Here is a 16,644-nt window from a genome sequence, read left to right as displayed (position 1 = left end):
ATCCATCCAACGAAAACAATGGGATGCACGTTATGCCTGCGAACATTCTGCGTTGCAATCAGGGATTACAGTCGCATTATGTCCGCTGAACCAGTACCTCGTTGACGATGCAGTTCACGATCCCGCCAATTCCTTGGCGGTGAGCACTCCGGACATGGGCGTGCGCGAGCCGTTGGCCGCATATCGGTATGCGCGCGGCTTCTCCCCCATCCATTTCGGATCGATGGCGTAGCGCAGCGCCTCCTCGGGGGCCGAGGAGAACGCATAGGCTTCCGACTGCACGCCAAGATCCGCGAGCCGCTGACGGATGTCTGATGCTGTGACAATAGGATCCGTCGAGATCGTGACGACCTTGAGCGCGGGTCGCTGTTTCTGAACGGCCGCGAGATTGGTCAGTGACTTCATGCAATAGACGCATTCCAGGTCCCATAGCACCACCCAGAACTCCGAGCCCGCGTGCCGTTGTTCGATCTTGCTGAGAGTGTCGCGGCTGAAAGGTTTGATCGCGTCATCGCTCGCACCGTCCCCGAGCTTGGCCACCGCCATACCCTCGGCCGTGCGCCAGACGATCAGCATCAACGAGTCTCTGCTCAATAACCGGGGTTGATCCGAATCGCCTTGGGTTTGCAACGACGGGCCGGCGGTGAAATGTCGACCGCCGTCCTTGGAAAGCCACGATTCGACACGCGTGGCGGTTCCGTCGAAACGTTTCCAGACGATGCCGACGATGTTTCCTCGTGCGGCGATGTCCGCATGCACGGCTGCCGCGGGCAACGCTTGCACTCCTTCGGGTGGAGCGCCGGTCAACCGGCCATAGAAAGCGCGGCCTTCGCCATTCACTTGATTGAACCACACAGCGTGACGCGTGCCGTCCGGGGTAATGGCGAGCGAAGGACCGTGATGCGGACAGGCGTCGATCTTCCAACCATCGGTCGTCGCTCGTTCCACAACTACCTGCTTGCCTTCGGGCTGCAGGACTGCGAGCGCATGATCACGTTCGTTAGGTGGGAACACATGCCGCCACATCGCAGTTGCGCGACCTTTGTCATCGAGCGCCAGGGCGATTCGACAACACTCGCAACTGTGGTCGGCGAGCTTGTAATCGCCGCGCCATGTCGCGCCCTGATCGTCCGAATACGCGTAGTACACCGCTGCGCCGGCGTACTCACGCTGGGCTGCTTGAGCGACGCCGAGATCGCGCTTGTCGATCCATGTCACCCACACCCGACCGGCCTTGTCGACCAGCATCGACTCGAATCGATGCGTGATCACCTGGCGATCGCGATGGACCACGCTGGGCGCGGACCAACTCTTGCCGCCATCCAGCGAGCGCGCGAAGCGAATGTCGCCTGTGAACTTCGCCGAGGTCGGCGACGTCCAGGTCACATAGATCTCATTCCGCGGTCCGAACGCAAGCTTGGGACGATTTTCGCCGTCCGCCGATACGGGCTCCGGCGTCGATGTGACACGAATCGCTGGCTGCCAAGTAACGCCATCGTCATCCGAGCGCTGCAGGATCACATGCGCGTTCTTATCGACCGGCTCCGTGCGCACGATCCACAGACGCTGCTGATGATCGAACGCCGCCGTCGTACCCAGCGCGCGACCATGCGAACTCATGGCGAGCACAGACTGCGCGACCACCAGACAAAGAAACATCGCCAGCGCGCGCCGCACGTAGATGCAGGATGTTGAAATCATGGTGTGCCCTCGAACGACCACCGCGCTTCCACGAAGGCAGTGCGACCTGGATAAGGATGCATTTGGTACGCGTGCTCGTCGGTAACGTTGTCCACGCCCACCGCAAGCTCCACGTTGTTCGCTGTCGTGTACGCAACACGTGCATCCAGCATTGTGAACCGCGATACGCCGCCGTAAGTGTCAGGATTGATGTCGCTGTTATCGAGTTGACCGAACATTCGTCCCGAGTAACGAACGCCGAGACTGGCCAGCCAGGCATCCGTCGGCCGCCACACGGTTTGCAAATTGCCACGCCATTTCGGCACGCGTGGCCAGATCTTTCCGACCGACGCGGGCACATTATCGTTCTCCAGAATTCTCGCGCGCGCATATGCGAGGCTGCCGTCGAACGTCACCGATTCGATCGCTGGCAGCGCGATGCTGAACGCGGTTTCGATCCCGCGAGTCCGCACACGATCGACGTTCTGTACGGTGTTGACGTTCTGCACCAGGTCGAGCTGGCCGAAGATGCTGTCGCGCACGTCGTCCTGGAACAGCGACGCTCGCAACTTGCCCCATTCGAGCCAGCGCTCGACGGTGAAGTCGACCGAGTCGGAGCGCTCCGCTCCGAGATTCGGATCGTTGACGAAAATTCTGCCCGCGGACGTGGTCCCCTGAAACAATTCGGGAACCGTGGGAAAACGCACGCCGCGTCCAACGCTCAAACGAAAGGTCCAATCGCTGTTTGGCACATACGTCAATGTAGCCTTTGGCGAGATGGCACTGTCACTGCGCGCGGGATAATCCTTCCATCGATCCGGCGACGGTTCAGCGCCGAGGCGTTGCCCGCCGTTGAACGCTGACCAGTCCTCGTATCGCGCACCCAGTGTTAGCGACCACGCATCGGTGAGTCGCCATTCGTCCTGCAGATACCACGCCCGCAGTCGCGTCTGACCGAAGACATCCTGAGGCAGCAAGGCGTTGGACACCGATCCGATGTTGTAGACCGGATTGTCCAGCTCATATTCGTTCTGGTGAAAACCCATTGCGAGCGTGTGTCGGCCGCCCGTCCAATCGGCGGCAACGGGTGTGTAAACCCCTTGCACCTCGAACGTCTGCCAGCCCGTGCCGTCACGTTCGGTGTTGGTGGCGATCGATCCACCTCGTTCGCCCTCGATGAGCGTGTCCTCCAGGATGTCGTACTGCGAATAAACCAGCGACGCGTTCCAACCATCGGCGCGCGTGGTGCGCAACGTCGTACCCCACTGCCGGTGCTCTTCATCTCGCGTGCTCGGCAAGAATGCGGTCGCGGGCACGTTGAAAGTCACACCGTCTGCAATCACGCGTCCCGACCACACTTCATTCCCGTCCGCATCACGCATGAACGTACGGTTCTCGTTGACGGTGTCATTGCGCCACAGGGCAATGAAGCCCTCGGCTTCGAGCCAGTCGGTGATCGCGTAGCCGCCGCGCAGTTTCACTTGATCTTGAATCGTGTGATCGATCGCGCCCGAGTTGGCGCCGAACACAGCGCGGCGGCGACCTTGCGGGTCGCGATCGAATCGCACGCCGGTGACAGGCGTGGCCGGTCCTCCTGTCACTGTGGGAAACACGCCGGCTGCATTCGCCGAGACCGTGTAGTACTGCATCGGATGACCGGTGGCGTCCTGTCGGTTCGCCGCCAGCGTGAACCACACGTCGTTATCGAAACGATCGCCCAAGAACGCCGACACCTGGTAGCCGTCGTACTCTTCGTTCAGACCGTACTCGTCGAAGCGCTCGCTGAAGGCCGTGGTCCGCACACTCATAGTCAGAGCGTCGGGCCGCCGCGTGCGGATCGCGACCGTCGTGCCGATGGAGTTGCCGGGATAGGTCGCGGAATACGGCCCATACAGCACGTCCACACGCTCGATCTCCTCCGGCGCGATCATGTTCCAGCGGGGCGCGTCGAAACGACCGAGAAAGTTCGACAGCAAATAGCCGTCCATGAAAACCAGCCCGCGGGCGGGCTGCAGCGTGGAGAAGCTGCGGCCGCCGATCAGGGCGTTGCGGTCGCCAATGTAACGTTTGCGAATCGTGACATTCGGCAGATAGTTCAGCGCGTCCTCGGGATTGAAAAGATTCTGCGTGCGCAACTGCTCGGCCGTTTTCGACGCCGTGGTGTTGGGCACATCGACGACACCGGCCCGCTCGCGCAAGCCGGTGACTGTTATTGCATCGATCAGTTTGTCTGTCGCCACGCCTTGCGCGCAGACGCAGACAGGCGCGCCGGCAGTCAGCATTGCCGCCGTCGCGAGAAAAGTTCGGGTGTCCATGAATCGACTCCATGACCATCGCCGCCGTGACTTTCTCAGTCACGGCATCAGAGGCACGGATCGGTCAGGAGGAGCAGCAATGCCCGCGAAACCTGCCGGTCCGGGTGCCCTCACTTGATGAGATGTCAGGAGAGACTGGGCGGACCGCGGATGGGGTCGGTGCGGATCGGGCCGACTCGGAAGGTCGGCGCGGATAGGAATTCAAAACGTTCGTCACGCGGCGTCGCGACGACGTCGGTGAGATAAGCAATCGCGGCCGGAGTGGCCGAAGCCACCAGCGAGAACGGACACGGGGCATTGTCCTGCGCGTGAGAGGACGACGCATGATCGGCTTCGCCGCCGTGATGCATGCCCTGATGATGTTCGGCGTGCGCCTGCTGCTTTGTGCCCTGCAGGTGCTCGAACATCGACGCGCCGAGCGGCTGAACGACGCCCGACGGGCAGAACATGAACTGCAGCCGCCCCGCCTCGACCGACAGCATGAAGCCGGCCGGAATCAGCGCCCGCATGACCAGCAGCGGGAGAATCCAGAGGCTCAGCAGTTTGAGGTGATGGCGGCGCATGACGGCGAGTTGGCAGTATATGCCCGAAGCGCCGCCGCCGGGCATCACCAAAGTCAGATCCGCACGCCCATTCCGGAAAGAATGGCCAGGGCAAATTGTCCAGGGCGCCGCCCCTCAGCCGGCCCGGCTCTCAGCTCAAGCGGCTTTCGCTGGAAGCAACCATCGCCTCGCCGCTGCCGTTCGTTTGCAACTCGCCTTCCCACTTGGAAACGACCGCGGTCGCGATGCTGTTACCGACCACGTTGGTGGCCGAACGGCCCATGTCCAGGAAGTGATCGATGCCGAGCAGCAGCAGCATGCCGGCTTCGGGAATGTTGAATTGCGGCAACGTCGCCGCGATCACAACCAGCGAAGCGCGCGGCACGCCAGCAATGCCTTTGGATGTGAGCATCAGAATCGCAACCATCACGATCTGCTGAGCGATGCTCAGCTCGATGCCATACACCTGCGCGATGAATAGCACCGCGAACGTGCAGTACATCATCGAGCCGTCGAGATTGAACGAGTAGCCCACCGGCAGCACGAAGCTGGCGACGCGGTTGCTGCAGCCGAAACGTTCCAGCTCTTCCAGCGTCTTCGGATACGCGGCTTCGGAGCTGGCCGTGGAGAACGCCAGAATCGCCGGTTCGCGAATCCGTCGCACCAACTGCAGGATGCGCGGACCGATGACCAAGCCGCCCAGAACGATCAGCACGATCCACAACACCATCAGGGCGAAATAGAACTCGCCCATGAACAGGCCGTACACGCGAATGATGCCCAGGCCTTCCTTCGCAACCGTGCTGGCGAGCGCGCCGAAGACCGCGAACGGCGCGAAGTTCATCACATAGCCGGTGACTTTCAGCATGACGTGCGCGATCACGTCGAACACCTCGATGACGACCTTGCTGCGCTGGCCGAGCGCCGCCATGGCGGTGCCGAAGAACAGCGAGAACACCACGATCTGCAGAATCTCGTTGCGCGCCATGGCGTCGACGACGCTGGTCGGGATGGTATGCGCGATGAAGTTGGTGAGCGACAGCCCCTCGGTGGTCACGCCCGAAGCTGCATTCGCTTCGGGAATGGGCAGCTGCATGGCTTTGCCGGGCTCGAAGATCTGCACCAGGATCAAGCCCAGGGTCAGCGAGATCAGCGACGCGCCGATGAACCACGCCAGCGCCTTGCCGCCGACGCGCCCCACTGTGGCGATGTCGCCCATCTTGGCGATGCCCACCACCAGCGTGGTGAACACCAGCGGCGCGATGATCATCTTGATCAGCCGCAGGAACACGGTGGGCAGTAGCGATGCGACTTGGGCGAAACCGGCGCTGGATTCTGGAAAATAGGCGTACGCGATGTAGCCGCTCGCGATGCCGAGCACCAGGCCGATAATGATCCAGCGAGTGAGGCGATTCGGCATCGGCAGTCCTCTACACGGCGACCAGCAACAGAATGCCCAGCGCGATCCGGTACCAGGCGAAGATGGTGAAGCGATGCGTTTGAATGTAATGCAGCAGCCACTTCACCGCGATGAATGCGACCACGGCCGAGACCACGAAGCCCAGCGCCAGATCGCCGAAGTTCTCCTGCGCCATCGAGCCGGCTTCATACATCTTCAGCGATTCGTAAGCGGTGGCCGCGAACATGGTCGGAATACCCACTAGGAACGCGAACTCGGCCGCGGCCGGACGTGACGTCATGCCGGCGAGCATGGCCGCGAAAATGGTGGCCGCCGAACGTGACGTGCCCGGAAACACCGCCGCCAGGATCTGCGCCGCGCCCACCCACGTCGCCACGCCCCAACTCAAAATCTCGCGTGGTGGCTGACGCTCTGCATACGCTTCGACCGCGAAAATCACCAGGCCGCCGACGATCAGTGCCCACGCAATCGGCGCGACGGTCTCCGGCAACTCGAGCCCGACTTCCTTGGCCGCGAAGCCGCCCGCCACGGTGATGGCGAACGCCCACGTGAGCTTGTACAGATAGTCGCGATTGTCCGGCTGCGCAAAATTGACACTGAGATTCCACAGCCGCCGCCAGTAAATCACCACCACCGCCAGGATCGCGCCGGCCTGAATGGCCACCGTGAACAGGTCCGAGCGCCGGCCCAGCCAATGTTGCGCGATCAGCAAATGACCGGTGCTGGAAATGGGCAGGAATTCGGTGATGCCTTCGATGATCCCCAGCAGGATGACCTGTAAAAAATTATCCACTCGTCCCCGTCGCTATTCATAGGCACATCGGCCAATGATACTGGCGCGACGCGGTCGGGGACAGGGTTTGCAGGCGTCTAGTTACCGGGGCGCGACAGGTTCAGCCGCGGCCCGGATTGAAATCGCTCATCCAGGTCCGCAGCTCCGCGCTGCCGCCGTGGCTCAGCCCGGCCATGATGTCGCGAAACACGTCGTCACGTTCATCCTGACCCAGCTTGAATTTGGCGCGGACGTTACGGACTTTCGCGCGAAAGCCGATGACGCCGCGGGACAACGATGCGTAGCGCGAGCCCATGTCGTCGACCTTCCATGCGGACGTGTCGGACTCACGCGACGCCTGCCCTTCCATTGTATTCACCAACTGACGCAGGTGCGCCTCGATGGCCTCGGGCTGCTCGAAGAATTCCACGTCGACGAAGAACTGAGCGCTGGCGTAGTTCCAGGTGGGCGCCTGGGTCTTGTCGTGCATCCACGACGGCGAGATGTAACCGTTCGTGCCCAGCACCAGCATCACCGCCTTGGGATTCTGCATCAGCAGTTTGAATTGGTCGTTGGAACGCGCGAAATGACCGACCAGCCGCTCGATGCGTCCGTCCGCGCCGGTCTCGACCAGAATGGGCAACAAGGTCGCGCGAAAGTTGTCCTCGGCGGCGGAACCGGAGATCACCCAAGCCAACGGCTGGCTTTGCACGAGCCGTAACAAATCGGCGTCGGAACGCGCCGCGAAACGATCGATCCTGGCACTCATACGAACGTTGTATACGGGCCGCGCACGATGCGCCAGCTATAAACGTATCAGGTGCGTCGGCGCGCGAGCAGCGGCCACAAACCCGCCACCAGCAGGAGAAAGCTCACGATGATGACCGGCCAGTTGCCGACCTTTGCATACGGAGTCAGTCCGACGCGAGGCTGCACGTCTCCGGTCAGCACGCCCGGCTTGAAGCGCGGAAAAGTTTTCTCCACGTAACCGTTGGAGCTGATGATGGCGGAGATGCCGTCGTTCGCAGCGCGCAGCAACTGCCTGCCGGCTTCGAGCGCCCGCATACGGCTGATCTGCAGATGCTGATGCGCGGCGGTGGAATCGCCGAACCACGCGTCGTTGGTCACATTCACCAGCAGAGTCGCGGTCTTCAACACTTCCAATTGCTCCGAGGCATACGCGTCCTCGTAACAAATCGTCAGCGCGAGCTTCTGGCCCGCGGCATCCAGCGGATCCGGGTTGTCGACGCCGGCCCTGAAGCCGCTGTACGGCAGGTCCATTTGCCGCAGCCAATCGGAAACCCACTGCGGCACCGGCGGGAAATATTCGCTCAGCGGCACGAGGCGGCGCTTCGCATACCACTGCGGTTCCTTGTCCAGAGCGAGCACGGCGTTGAAGTACACCTGCTCGTCGAAGTCATAGCGCACGATGCCCATGAGCAGCGCCGAGCCGGCCGCATGTGCCGCGGTCCACTCCCGGCTCAAAACATCGGTGAATTCGTGAGACAGGCCAGGCAGAGCCGCTTCGGGCCAGATGATCAGCTTGCTGCCCAAATGCTGTCGCGTGAGCCCGCTATATAACGCGACGGTCTTGTCGCGCTGCTCGGCTTCCCACTTCATTGACTGCGGCACGGCGCCTTGGACGATGGCGACGCTCACAGGCGCGCCGTTCGGCCGCGTCCATTCCCTGTCGTGCAAGCCCAGCCCCACGAGCCAGATCACGGCAATGACGCTGCCCGCGGCGATTCGCACTTTCCTGTCGCCGAGCACGAGCGCCGTCACGGCGCCGGCACACAATGTCACCGCCAGACTGACGGTGTAGACGCCGCCAACAGGCGCGAAGCCTGCCAGCCAGGTGTCGGTTTGTGTGTAGCCCAGAGCGAGCCACGGGAAGCCGCTGAGGAACCAGCCGCGAAACCATTCGAGGATGACGATGGCGGCTGGCAGCACCAGCAGCCAGCGCATCCAGCCCTGCGCGGGAATCCAGCGCTTCAGCACGTACGCAAGCAACGCCATGTACCCGCCCATGATGGCGACCAGCGCCAGCATTACGAACAACGTGAGCCAGATCGGCGCATGCGCGATGGTGTGAATGCTGTTGTACAGCCAGTACGTTCCAGCCAGGTAGGTGCCGGATGTAAACAGGAAACCCCGTTTGGCAGCCTGGTGCGGGGTGGCGTCTTCCCACGCAAGAAACAAAAAGGCGAAGCAGACGATGCCGAGCGGCCAGAAATTGAATGGCGCGAACGCCAGCGAGACCGTGGCGCCGACCGGCAAAGCCAGATGCGTGTAGTACTTGAAGGCGCGCACGCTCACGGCGTGATCCTTTTCGAGCAGCGGCATGGCCGCCGATTGTCCCTGACTATTGTTAATCTTCGTTGGGCTCGATGTCGCGCGGCGTGATCACGCGCAGCAGGTCCAGCCGGCGGCGATCGGCGCGCAGTACCTTGAATTCGAGCCCGCCCAGCGAAAAAGATTCACCGCGCCGGGGCAGCCGGCCCAGGCTGCTGATCGCCAGGCCGCCGATGGTGTCGAACTCCTCGTCGCTGAAATCGCAGCCGAAGTAGTTGTTGAACTCGTCGATGCGGGTCTGCGCCTTCACCGTGAACTGCCGCTCGCCTTCCTTGCGGATGTCCAGGTCGTCGTCGGTGTCGTACTCGTCGCCGATGTCGCCGACGATCTGCTCCAGCACGTCCTCGATGGTCACCAGGCCCGACACGCCGCCGTATTCGTCGACGACGATGGCCATGTGATGATGGCTGACGCGGAATTCTTTCAGCAGCACGTTGAGCCGCTTGCTCTCGGGAATGAACACCGCCGGACGCAGGCATTCCTTGATATCGAAATTGGAGCGCGTGCCTTCGGCGAAGTAACGCAGCAGGTCCTTGGCGAGCAGCACGCCGACGATCTGGTCGCGATCGTCGCCGATGACCGGATAGCGGGAGTGACCGGATTCCACCACCATGGGCAATATTTCTTCCGGCGGGTCGTCGCGATTGACGATGATCATCTGCGAGCGCGGCACCATGATGTCGCGCACCTGCAGTTCGACCACGCGCAGCACGCCTTCGAACATCGCATGCGCGTCCGGATCGATGATGCCCCGCTCGCGCGCCTGCCCCAGCACTTCGTTCAGATCTTCCAGATCGCGAGGCTCGCCGCTCAGCGAGCCGGTGATCCTTCGCAGCCAGCTACCAGCGTGATGACTGTGCTCTTCAGGCATACGGGTTGTCATATCCAAGTTGCGCCAGAATTTTCACTTCACGGGCTTCCATCACGCTGGCGTCCCGATCGTTTTCGTGATCGAAGCCCAACAAGTGCAGAACGCCGTGGACCACCATGTGCGCCCAGTGCGCCTGCGCCGGCTTGGCCTGCTCCCGCGCTTCGCGCGCCACCACAGGTGCGCAGATGGCGAGATCGCCGAGCTCTGAAAATCGGTTCGTGGAAAATCGAGATGGCACGCCCTTGTCGCCCGGCGCCAGCGGCGCGGCGGGGAACGACAGGACGTTGGTGGGTTTGTCTTTGCTGCGCCAGGTGCGGTTGAGGCGGCGGCTCTCCGCGGCGCCGACGATGCGAATCGTCAGCGCGAGCTCACCCTCGCCCCGCGGGGCATGATGGGCGCAGGCGGCCTGCGCCCACCGATTCAGACTTCGGGCATGCGGTACGCCGCGACGCGAACTTGCCATTTGCACGGTCACGGCCAATTTCAAGCTCCATCGCCTCCAGGTCGGTCGGGCGGCGCGGTCGATTTCTGTTCGTACGCCTGCACGATCCGCTGCACCAGCGGATGCCTGACGACGTCACGCGAACTGAAATAACTGAACGCCACGCCGTCCACGCCCGGCAACACGTTCATCACGTGCTTCAGGCCCGACATCTGCTGCTTGGGCAGGTCGGTCTGCGTGATATCGCCGGTCACCACGGCCTTGGAGCCGAAACCCATACGCGTCAGAAACATTTTCATCTGCTCGACGGAAGTATTCTGAGCTTCGTCGAGAATGATGAAGGAGTCGTTAAGAGAACGGCCGCGCATGAACGCGAGCGGCGCGATCTCGATCACCTGCCGCTCGATGGCGCGCGCCACGCGGTCGAACCCCATCATGTCGTACAGCGCGTCGTACATGGGCCGCAGATACGGATCCACTTTCTGGCCGATGTCGCCCGGCAGGAAGCCCAGGCGCTCGCCCGCTTCCACCGCCGGCCGCACCAGCACGATGCGGCGGACACGATCCGTCTGCAGCGCCTCGACCGCGCAGGCGACGGCAAGATACGTCTTGCCCGTGCCCGCCGGCCCGATTCCGAAGGTCAGATCGTTGGTGTGGATGTTGTGCAGATACTGTCGTTGATTCGGACCCCGCCCGCGGATGCCGCCGCGTTGGGTGTGGATCGTCACCTCGTCCGACGGACGGGGCGCGACCAAAACTGGCGCCGTTGGTTCTTCCATCCCTGCCTCCTGCACGGCTAAGTGCACACGTTCCGGTGTGATTGCTTCTTGTGACGACAGTTCGAACAAACGTCGCAGCACGCGCTCGGCTGCGTTGGCCGCGGCCGCGATGCCGGACACTTCCAGACGGCCGCCACGACGGTGCACCTGCACGTTGAGCCGCTGCTCGACGTGTCGCAGGTTCTCGTCCATGGGACCGACGAAATTGGCGAGCCGGGCGTTGTCCACTGGCTCGAACGCGAGCTCGCGCGTTGCTAAGGATGCGTTCAATGCCGTGCCACGCGCGAGCTCATTGGGCAGCCACGGCGAGCTCCGCCGCGGCCGGGATGGAAGAGGTTTCGCCCGCGCCGACCAGGCGGCCACGCAACGAATTGGGCATGGCCTCGGTGATCAACACATCCGCGAACTGATTGATGAGCGTGTGCGGGCCGTCGAAATTGACCCAGCGCATGTTCTCGGTCTTGCCGGCGAGTTGCCGCGCGTCTTTCTTCGCGGGCCGCTCGACGAGCACGCGCTGCACCGTGCCGACCATGCCACGACTGATCGCCATGGCTTGCTGATTGATGCGCGCCTGCAGGATCTCCAGCCGCTGATGTTTCTCTTCCTGAGTGACATCGTCCGGCAGCGACGCCGCCGGGGTACCGGGGCGACGGCTGTAAATGAAGCTGAACGACTGGTCGAAGCCCACGTCCGCGATCAGGTTCATGGTCGCTTCGAAATCTTTGTCGGTCTCGCCCGGGAAGCCGACGATGAAATCCGACGAAATGCTGATGTCTGGCCGCACCGCTCGCAGCTTGCGGATCTTTTGTTTGTATTCGAGAGCCGTGTAGCCGCGCTTCATGGCCATGAGGATCCGGTCCGAGCCGGCCTGCACGGGCAGATGCAGATAATTCGCGAGCTGCGGCACGTCGCGATAAGCCTCGATCAGCGAGTCCTTGAACTCGACCGGATGTGACGTCGTGAAGCGAATGCGCTCGATGCCGGGCACCTCCGCCACGCAATAAATCAACGTGCCGAGATCGCAAGGCGTTCCATCGTCCATCGGCCCGTTATAGGCGTTGACGTTCTGGCCCAGCAGATTGATTTCCTTCACACCCTGATCGGCCAGCGCGCGAATCTCGTCCATGACGGACTCGAACGGACGGCTGACTTCTTCACCGCGGGTGTAAGGCACCACGCAGAAGGTGCAGTACTTGCTGCAGCCTTCCATGATGGAGACGAACGCGGTCGCGCCATCGGCGCGCGGCGCCGGCAGATTGTCGAACTTCTCGATCTCAGGGAAGCTCACATCTACAACCGAGCGGCCTGCCGAGCGGATCTCGCGGATCATGTCGGGCAGGCGATGCAGGGTCTGCGGACCGAACACCAGGTCGACATGAGGCGCGCGCTTGGTGATGCCGTCGCCTTCCTGACTGGCCACGCAGCCGCCCACGCCGATCAGCAGGCCGGGATTGGCCTTTTTCAGCTGCTTCCAGCCGCCAAGCTGGGAGAACACCTTCTCCTGCGCCTTTTCGCGCACCGAGCAGGTGTTCAGCAGCAGCAGGTCGGCCTGCGCCGGATCTTCGGTGACTTCGTACCCTTCGGCCTCGCGCAGCACGTCCACCATCCGGGCGGAGTCGTACTCATTCATCTGGCAGCCGAAAGTGCGGATAAAGACGCGAGGCATTGGTTGGAAAGGGCGGACAAACGCGCAGTAGCTGGAGACCAATAAGGATAAGGTCCGCGCCCGGCCTTTTCCACCGGCGGAGCTGCGAACGGATGCCCGTAAATGGGGCAATCCGTCGCGGATTCAAGAGCCTACCGCCGTCGAGGCGCGCCACCTGCCAGCTTCTGTCGCATGCCGGCGGTGGCGGCCAGCGCCGTTCAGGCGCTGCTGGAGGCTATTAGAACGGAATATCGTCGTCGAAGCCGCCGCCGTCATCGGCCGGCGGGGGCGCGGAACGCTCGCTCTGCGCGGGCCTGGACGGGGCGCGACGGGGCTGCTCGTCGTCGCCGCCGAAGCCGCCACCGCCCCCACCACCACCGCCGCCGCCGCCGCGGCCGCCGAGCATCTGCATGTTTTGCGCGATGATCTCGGTGGTGTAACGGTCCTTGCCTTCCTTGTCCTGCCACTTACGGGTGCGCAGCGAGCCTTCGATGTACACCTGCGAGCCTTTGCGCAGGTATTCAGCCGCGATTTCGCCCAGCTTGTCGTACATGACGATGGAGTGCCATTCGGTGCGCTCCTGCATGTCGCCGCTCTGCTTGTCCTTCCAGGACTCGGAGGTGGCGATGCGTATGTTGGTCACGGCCTTGCCGCTGGGCATGTAGCGCGTGTCGGGATCCGCTCCCAGATTGCCCACCAGAATGACTTTATTGATACCGCGCGCCATGACTAGCGAACCTCGAATTCAGTGAAGGCGGCGATTGTAATCTCGCCGCGCGAGCCTCGCAGAGCATTTTGGGACCCCTAACCGCCAGTTATTCGAAGCCCCGGCGCGGGCCAATTCATGCTTGGCCGGGCGAGCCTATTCCCTGCCGCATCCTGACCAGGTTTTGCGCCGAATGTCCCCGGCCCCGTATATTGAACGGTCCTGTTTCGACGCCACGTACGGTAGCCATGCCTTCCATCGTCATCCGCGGCGCCCGCACTCACAACCTGCGCAACCTCGATCTCGAGCTGCCGCGGGACAAGTTGATCGTTTTCACCGGGCTGTCGGGCTCCGGCAAGTCGTCGCTCGCGTTCGACACCATCTATGCCGAAGGCCAGCGGCGCTATGTCGAGTCGCTGTCGGCGTATGCGCGGCAGTTTCTGTCGATGATGGAAAAACCCGACATCGATTCCATCGAAGGTCTGTCGCCGGCCATCGCGATCGAGCAGAAAAGCACTTCGCACAACCCGCGCTCCACCGTGGGCACGGTCACTGAGATTTACGATCACCTGCGTCTGCTGTTCGCGCGCGTGGGCACGCCGCGTTGTCCCGATCATGGTGTCGATCTCGCTGCGCAGACCGTGAGTCAGATGGTCGATCAAGTAATGCGCCTGCCCGAAGGCACTCCGGTGCTGCTGCTCGCGCCATTGATCGATGAGCGTAAAGGCGAGCATGCGCAAGTGTTCGAGCAACTGCGCGGCCAGGGTTTCGTGCGCGCTCGCGTCGACGGTCATGTGGTCGAGCTGGACGCGGTGCCGAAGCTCGACCCCAAAAAGAAACATAGCATCGACGCCGTCGTCGACCGCCTGAAAGTCCGATCCGACGTCGCGCAACGCCTGGCGGAGTCGTTCGAAACCGCTCTGCGCATGGCCGACGGTGTCGCGCGCATTTCCTTCATGGACGACCCGAAGCGCGAAGAGCTGGTGTTCTCCGACAAGTTCGCTTGCACGGTCTGCGGTTACAGCATCGCCGACCTGGAGCCGAAGCTGTTTTCCTTCAACAACCCGGCGGGCGCGTGCCCCACTTGCTCCGGCCTGGGCGTGCAACAGTTCTTCGATCCGGCGCGCGTCGTTCACCATCCGAATCTCTCATTGGCAGGTGGCGCGATTCGCGGCTGGGACCGGCGCAACGCTTATTACTTCGCGCTGATGCAGTCGCTGGCCAGGCACTACAAGTTCGATGTCGAAGAGCAGTGGCAGGACCTGTCGGCGAAGTTCAAGAAGGTCGTGCTCTACGGCAGCGGCGAAGACAAGATCGACTTCAAATATGTCAACGCCAATGGCGGCACGCTGCGTCGTTCTCACAAGTGGGAAGGCGTGATCCCCAACCTCGAGCGGCGGTATCGCGAGACCGAGTCGGTCGCCGTTCGTGAGGAGCTGGCCAAATATCTCAGCAATCAGCCCTGCCCCGACTGCGGCGGCACGCGCCTGAATCGGGCCGCGCGCCACGTGTTCGTCGCCGAGCGCAGCTTGCCGGAGCTCGCTCGCTTGGCGGTCGCGGATGCATTGAACTTCAGTTCGGACCTGAAGCTGGAAGGCTGGCGCGGCGAGATCGCGGGCAAAATCATCAAGGAAATCGGCGAGCGGCTGCGATTCCTCAGCGACGTCGGCCTCGACTATCTCACCTTGGATCGCAGCGCCGACACGTTGTCAGGCGGCGAAGCGCAGCGCATTCGTCTGGCGAGTCAGATCGGCTCGGGGCTGGTCGGCTGTATGTACATTCTCGACGAGCCTTCCATTGGTTTGCACCAGCGCGATAACGATCGCTTGCTGCTGACGCTGAATCGTTTGCGCGACCTGGGCAACACCGTGCTCGTCGTCGAACACGACGAAGATGCGATTCGCCACGCGGATCATGTCGTGGACCTCGGACCGGGTGCGGGTGTGCACGGTGGCCTGGTCATCGCACAGGGCACGCCGGCGGAAATCGCGGCGAACGCGGATTCGATCACTGGTCAATATCTCTCGGGCAAACGTGAGATCGCCATTCCGGCTCTGCGCACGCCCGTGCAGGAAGACCGATATCTGCGGATCCTGAACGCGCGCGGCAATAACTTGAAAGGCGTGACAGTCGACATTCCACTTGGCGTGATGACCTGCGTGACGGGCGTGTCCGGCTCGGGCAAGTCCACGTTGGTGAACGACACGCTGTATCAATTCGTCGCGCGCCAGCTGAACGATGCTTCCACCGATCCGGCGCCGAGCGACGGCGTCGAGGGGTTGGACAATATCGATCGCGTCATCGACATCGATCAAAGCCCCATCGGCCGCACGCCTCGCTCCAATCCGGCCACCTACACCGGATTGTTCACTCCTATCCGTGACATCTTCGCCGGCGTGCCCGAAGCGCGCGCCCGCGGCTATGAAGCCGGGCGCTTCAGCTTCAACGTCAAAGGCGGCCGCTGCGAGGCGTGCCAGGGCGACGGCGTCATCAAAGTCGAGATGCACTTCCTGCCCGACGTGTACGTGCCGTGCGACGTTTGCAAAGGCAAACGCTACAACCGCGAGACGCTGGAGATCCGCTACAAGGGCAAGAACATCAACGAAGTGCTGGAGATGACGGTCGAAGACGCGCTGGAGTTCTTCCGCCATGCGCCGGTGATCGCACCGAAGCTGCAGACCTTGATGGACGTCGGCCTCTCTTATATCCGCCTCGGCCAGAACGCCACCACGTTGTCGGGCGGCGAAGCTCAGCGCGTCAAGCTGGCAAAGGAACTGTCGAAGCGCTCCACCGGCCGCACGCTCTACATTCTGGACGAGCCCACCACCGGCCTGCACTTCTTCGACATCGAACAGTTGCTCGGCGTGCTGCATCGTCTGCGCGACGAAGGCAACACCATCGTGGTCATCGAGCACAACCTCGACGTCATCAAGACCGCCGACTGGATCGTCGACCTCGGCCCCGAGGGCGGCGGCGGTGGCGGCACTATCGTGGGTACGGGCACGCCGGAGCAGATCACTCAGGTGAAGGGGTCGTACACGGGCAAGTATCTGAAGCCCATCCTGGACAAGAAGAAGCAGCAGGCGGTGCGCAAAAGAGCGTGATGCGCGTCACCTGGGG

At 62.5% G+C, this 16,644-nt stretch carries 13 protein-coding genes; 1 reads left to right on the top strand and 12 read right to left on the bottom strand.

Going from position 1 to position 16,644, the window contains the following annotated elements; genetic code table 11:
• Window positions 1-114: 114 nt before the first annotated feature.
• From VGD45_RS27030 to ssb, 12 genes are all read right to left on the bottom strand, one after another.
• Window positions 115-1,701 carry a sialidase family protein gene (locus VGD45_RS27030; RefSeq protein ID WP_331158503.1) on the bottom strand — a complete coding sequence of 529 codons (1,587 nt, stop codon included), beginning with the start codon at window positions 1,699-1,701 and terminating at the stop codon, window positions 115-117.
• The gene (locus VGD45_RS27025) at window positions 1,698-3,995 is read right to left on the bottom strand and encodes a TonB-dependent receptor (protein WP_331158502.1); all 2,298 of its coding nucleotides are present in this window, start codon (window positions 3,993-3,995) and stop codon (window positions 1,698-1,700) included. Before VGD45_RS27025 ends, VGD45_RS27030 begins: the two co-directional genes overlap by 4 nt.
• 125 nt (window positions 3,996-4,120) lie before the next feature.
• Complete coding sequence (locus tag VGD45_RS27020) at window positions 4,121-4,603, bottom strand: hypothetical protein (RefSeq protein WP_331158501.1); 483 nt, start codon at window positions 4,601-4,603, stop codon at window positions 4,121-4,123.
• 85 nt (window positions 4,604-4,688) lie between these two features.
• Window positions 4,689-5,957: a dicarboxylate/amino acid:cation symporter gene (locus tag VGD45_RS27015; protein WP_331158500.1), complete on the bottom strand. Its 1,269-nt coding sequence runs from the start codon at window positions 5,955-5,957 to the stop codon at window positions 4,689-4,691.
• A gap of 10 nt (window positions 5,958-5,967) precedes the next feature.
• The gene (locus VGD45_RS27010; RefSeq protein ID WP_331158499.1) at window positions 5,968-6,750 is read right to left on the bottom strand and encodes an undecaprenyl-diphosphate phosphatase; all 783 of its coding nucleotides are present in this window, start codon (window positions 6,748-6,750) and stop codon (window positions 5,968-5,970) included.
• Between the two features lie 100 nt (window positions 6,751-6,850).
• The gene (locus VGD45_RS27005; protein WP_331158498.1) at window positions 6,851-7,498 is read right to left on the bottom strand and encodes an FMN-binding negative transcriptional regulator; all 648 of its coding nucleotides are present in this window, start codon (window positions 7,496-7,498) and stop codon (window positions 6,851-6,853) included.
• Window positions 7,499-7,545: 47 nt separating this feature from the next.
• Window positions 7,546-9,072: an apolipoprotein N-acyltransferase gene (lnt, locus tag VGD45_RS27000; protein WP_331158497.1), complete on the bottom strand. Its 1,527-nt coding sequence runs from the start codon at window positions 9,070-9,072 to the stop codon at window positions 7,546-7,548.
• A gap of 25 nt (window positions 9,073-9,097) precedes the next feature.
• A complete protein-coding gene (locus VGD45_RS26995) occupies window positions 9,098-9,964 on the bottom strand; it encodes an HlyC/CorC family transporter (protein ID WP_349263380.1) in 867 nt (288 codons plus the stop codon).
• Window positions 9,945-10,415: an rRNA maturation RNase YbeY gene (gene ybeY / locus VGD45_RS26990; RefSeq protein ID WP_414717612.1), complete on the bottom strand. Its 471-nt coding sequence runs from the start codon at window positions 10,413-10,415 to the stop codon at window positions 9,945-9,947. The genes VGD45_RS26995 and ybeY overlap by 20 nt, the downstream gene beginning before the upstream one ends.
• Window positions 10,416-10,435: 20 nt before the next feature.
• Complete coding sequence (locus VGD45_RS26985) at window positions 10,436-11,443, bottom strand: PhoH family protein (RefSeq protein ID WP_331158495.1); 1,008 nt, start codon at window positions 11,441-11,443, stop codon at window positions 10,436-10,438.
• A gap of 19 nt (window positions 11,444-11,462) precedes the next feature.
• Window positions 11,463-12,839, bottom strand: a complete 1,377-nt coding sequence (gene miaB / locus VGD45_RS26980; RefSeq protein ID WP_331158494.1) for a tRNA (N6-isopentenyl adenosine(37)-C2)-methylthiotransferase MiaB — start codon at window positions 12,837-12,839, stop codon at window positions 11,463-11,465.
• A gap of 217 nt (window positions 12,840-13,056) precedes the next feature.
• Window positions 13,057-13,545 (bottom strand): single-stranded DNA-binding protein, encoded by a 489-nt coding sequence (gene ssb, locus VGD45_RS26975; RefSeq protein WP_331158493.1) that lies wholly within the window; start codon window positions 13,543-13,545, stop codon window positions 13,057-13,059.
• Between the two features lie 227 nt (window positions 13,546-13,772).
• On the opposite strand from ssb, the gene uvrA reads away from it, so the two are divergent.
• Window positions 13,773-16,628: an excinuclease ABC subunit UvrA gene (uvrA, locus tag VGD45_RS26970; RefSeq protein ID WP_331158492.1), complete on the top strand. Its 2,856-nt coding sequence runs from the start codon at window positions 13,773-13,775 to the stop codon at window positions 16,626-16,628.
• Window positions 16,629-16,644 lie beyond the last annotated feature (16 nt).

The organism is Steroidobacter sp. (assembly GCF_036402275.1).
Taxonomy (GTDB): domain Bacteria; phylum Pseudomonadota; class Gammaproteobacteria; order Steroidobacterales; family Steroidobacteraceae; genus Steroidobacter.
The sequence above is the reverse complement of the archived record's forward strand: the minus strand, read 5'-3'. Positions and strand labels throughout refer to the sequence as shown.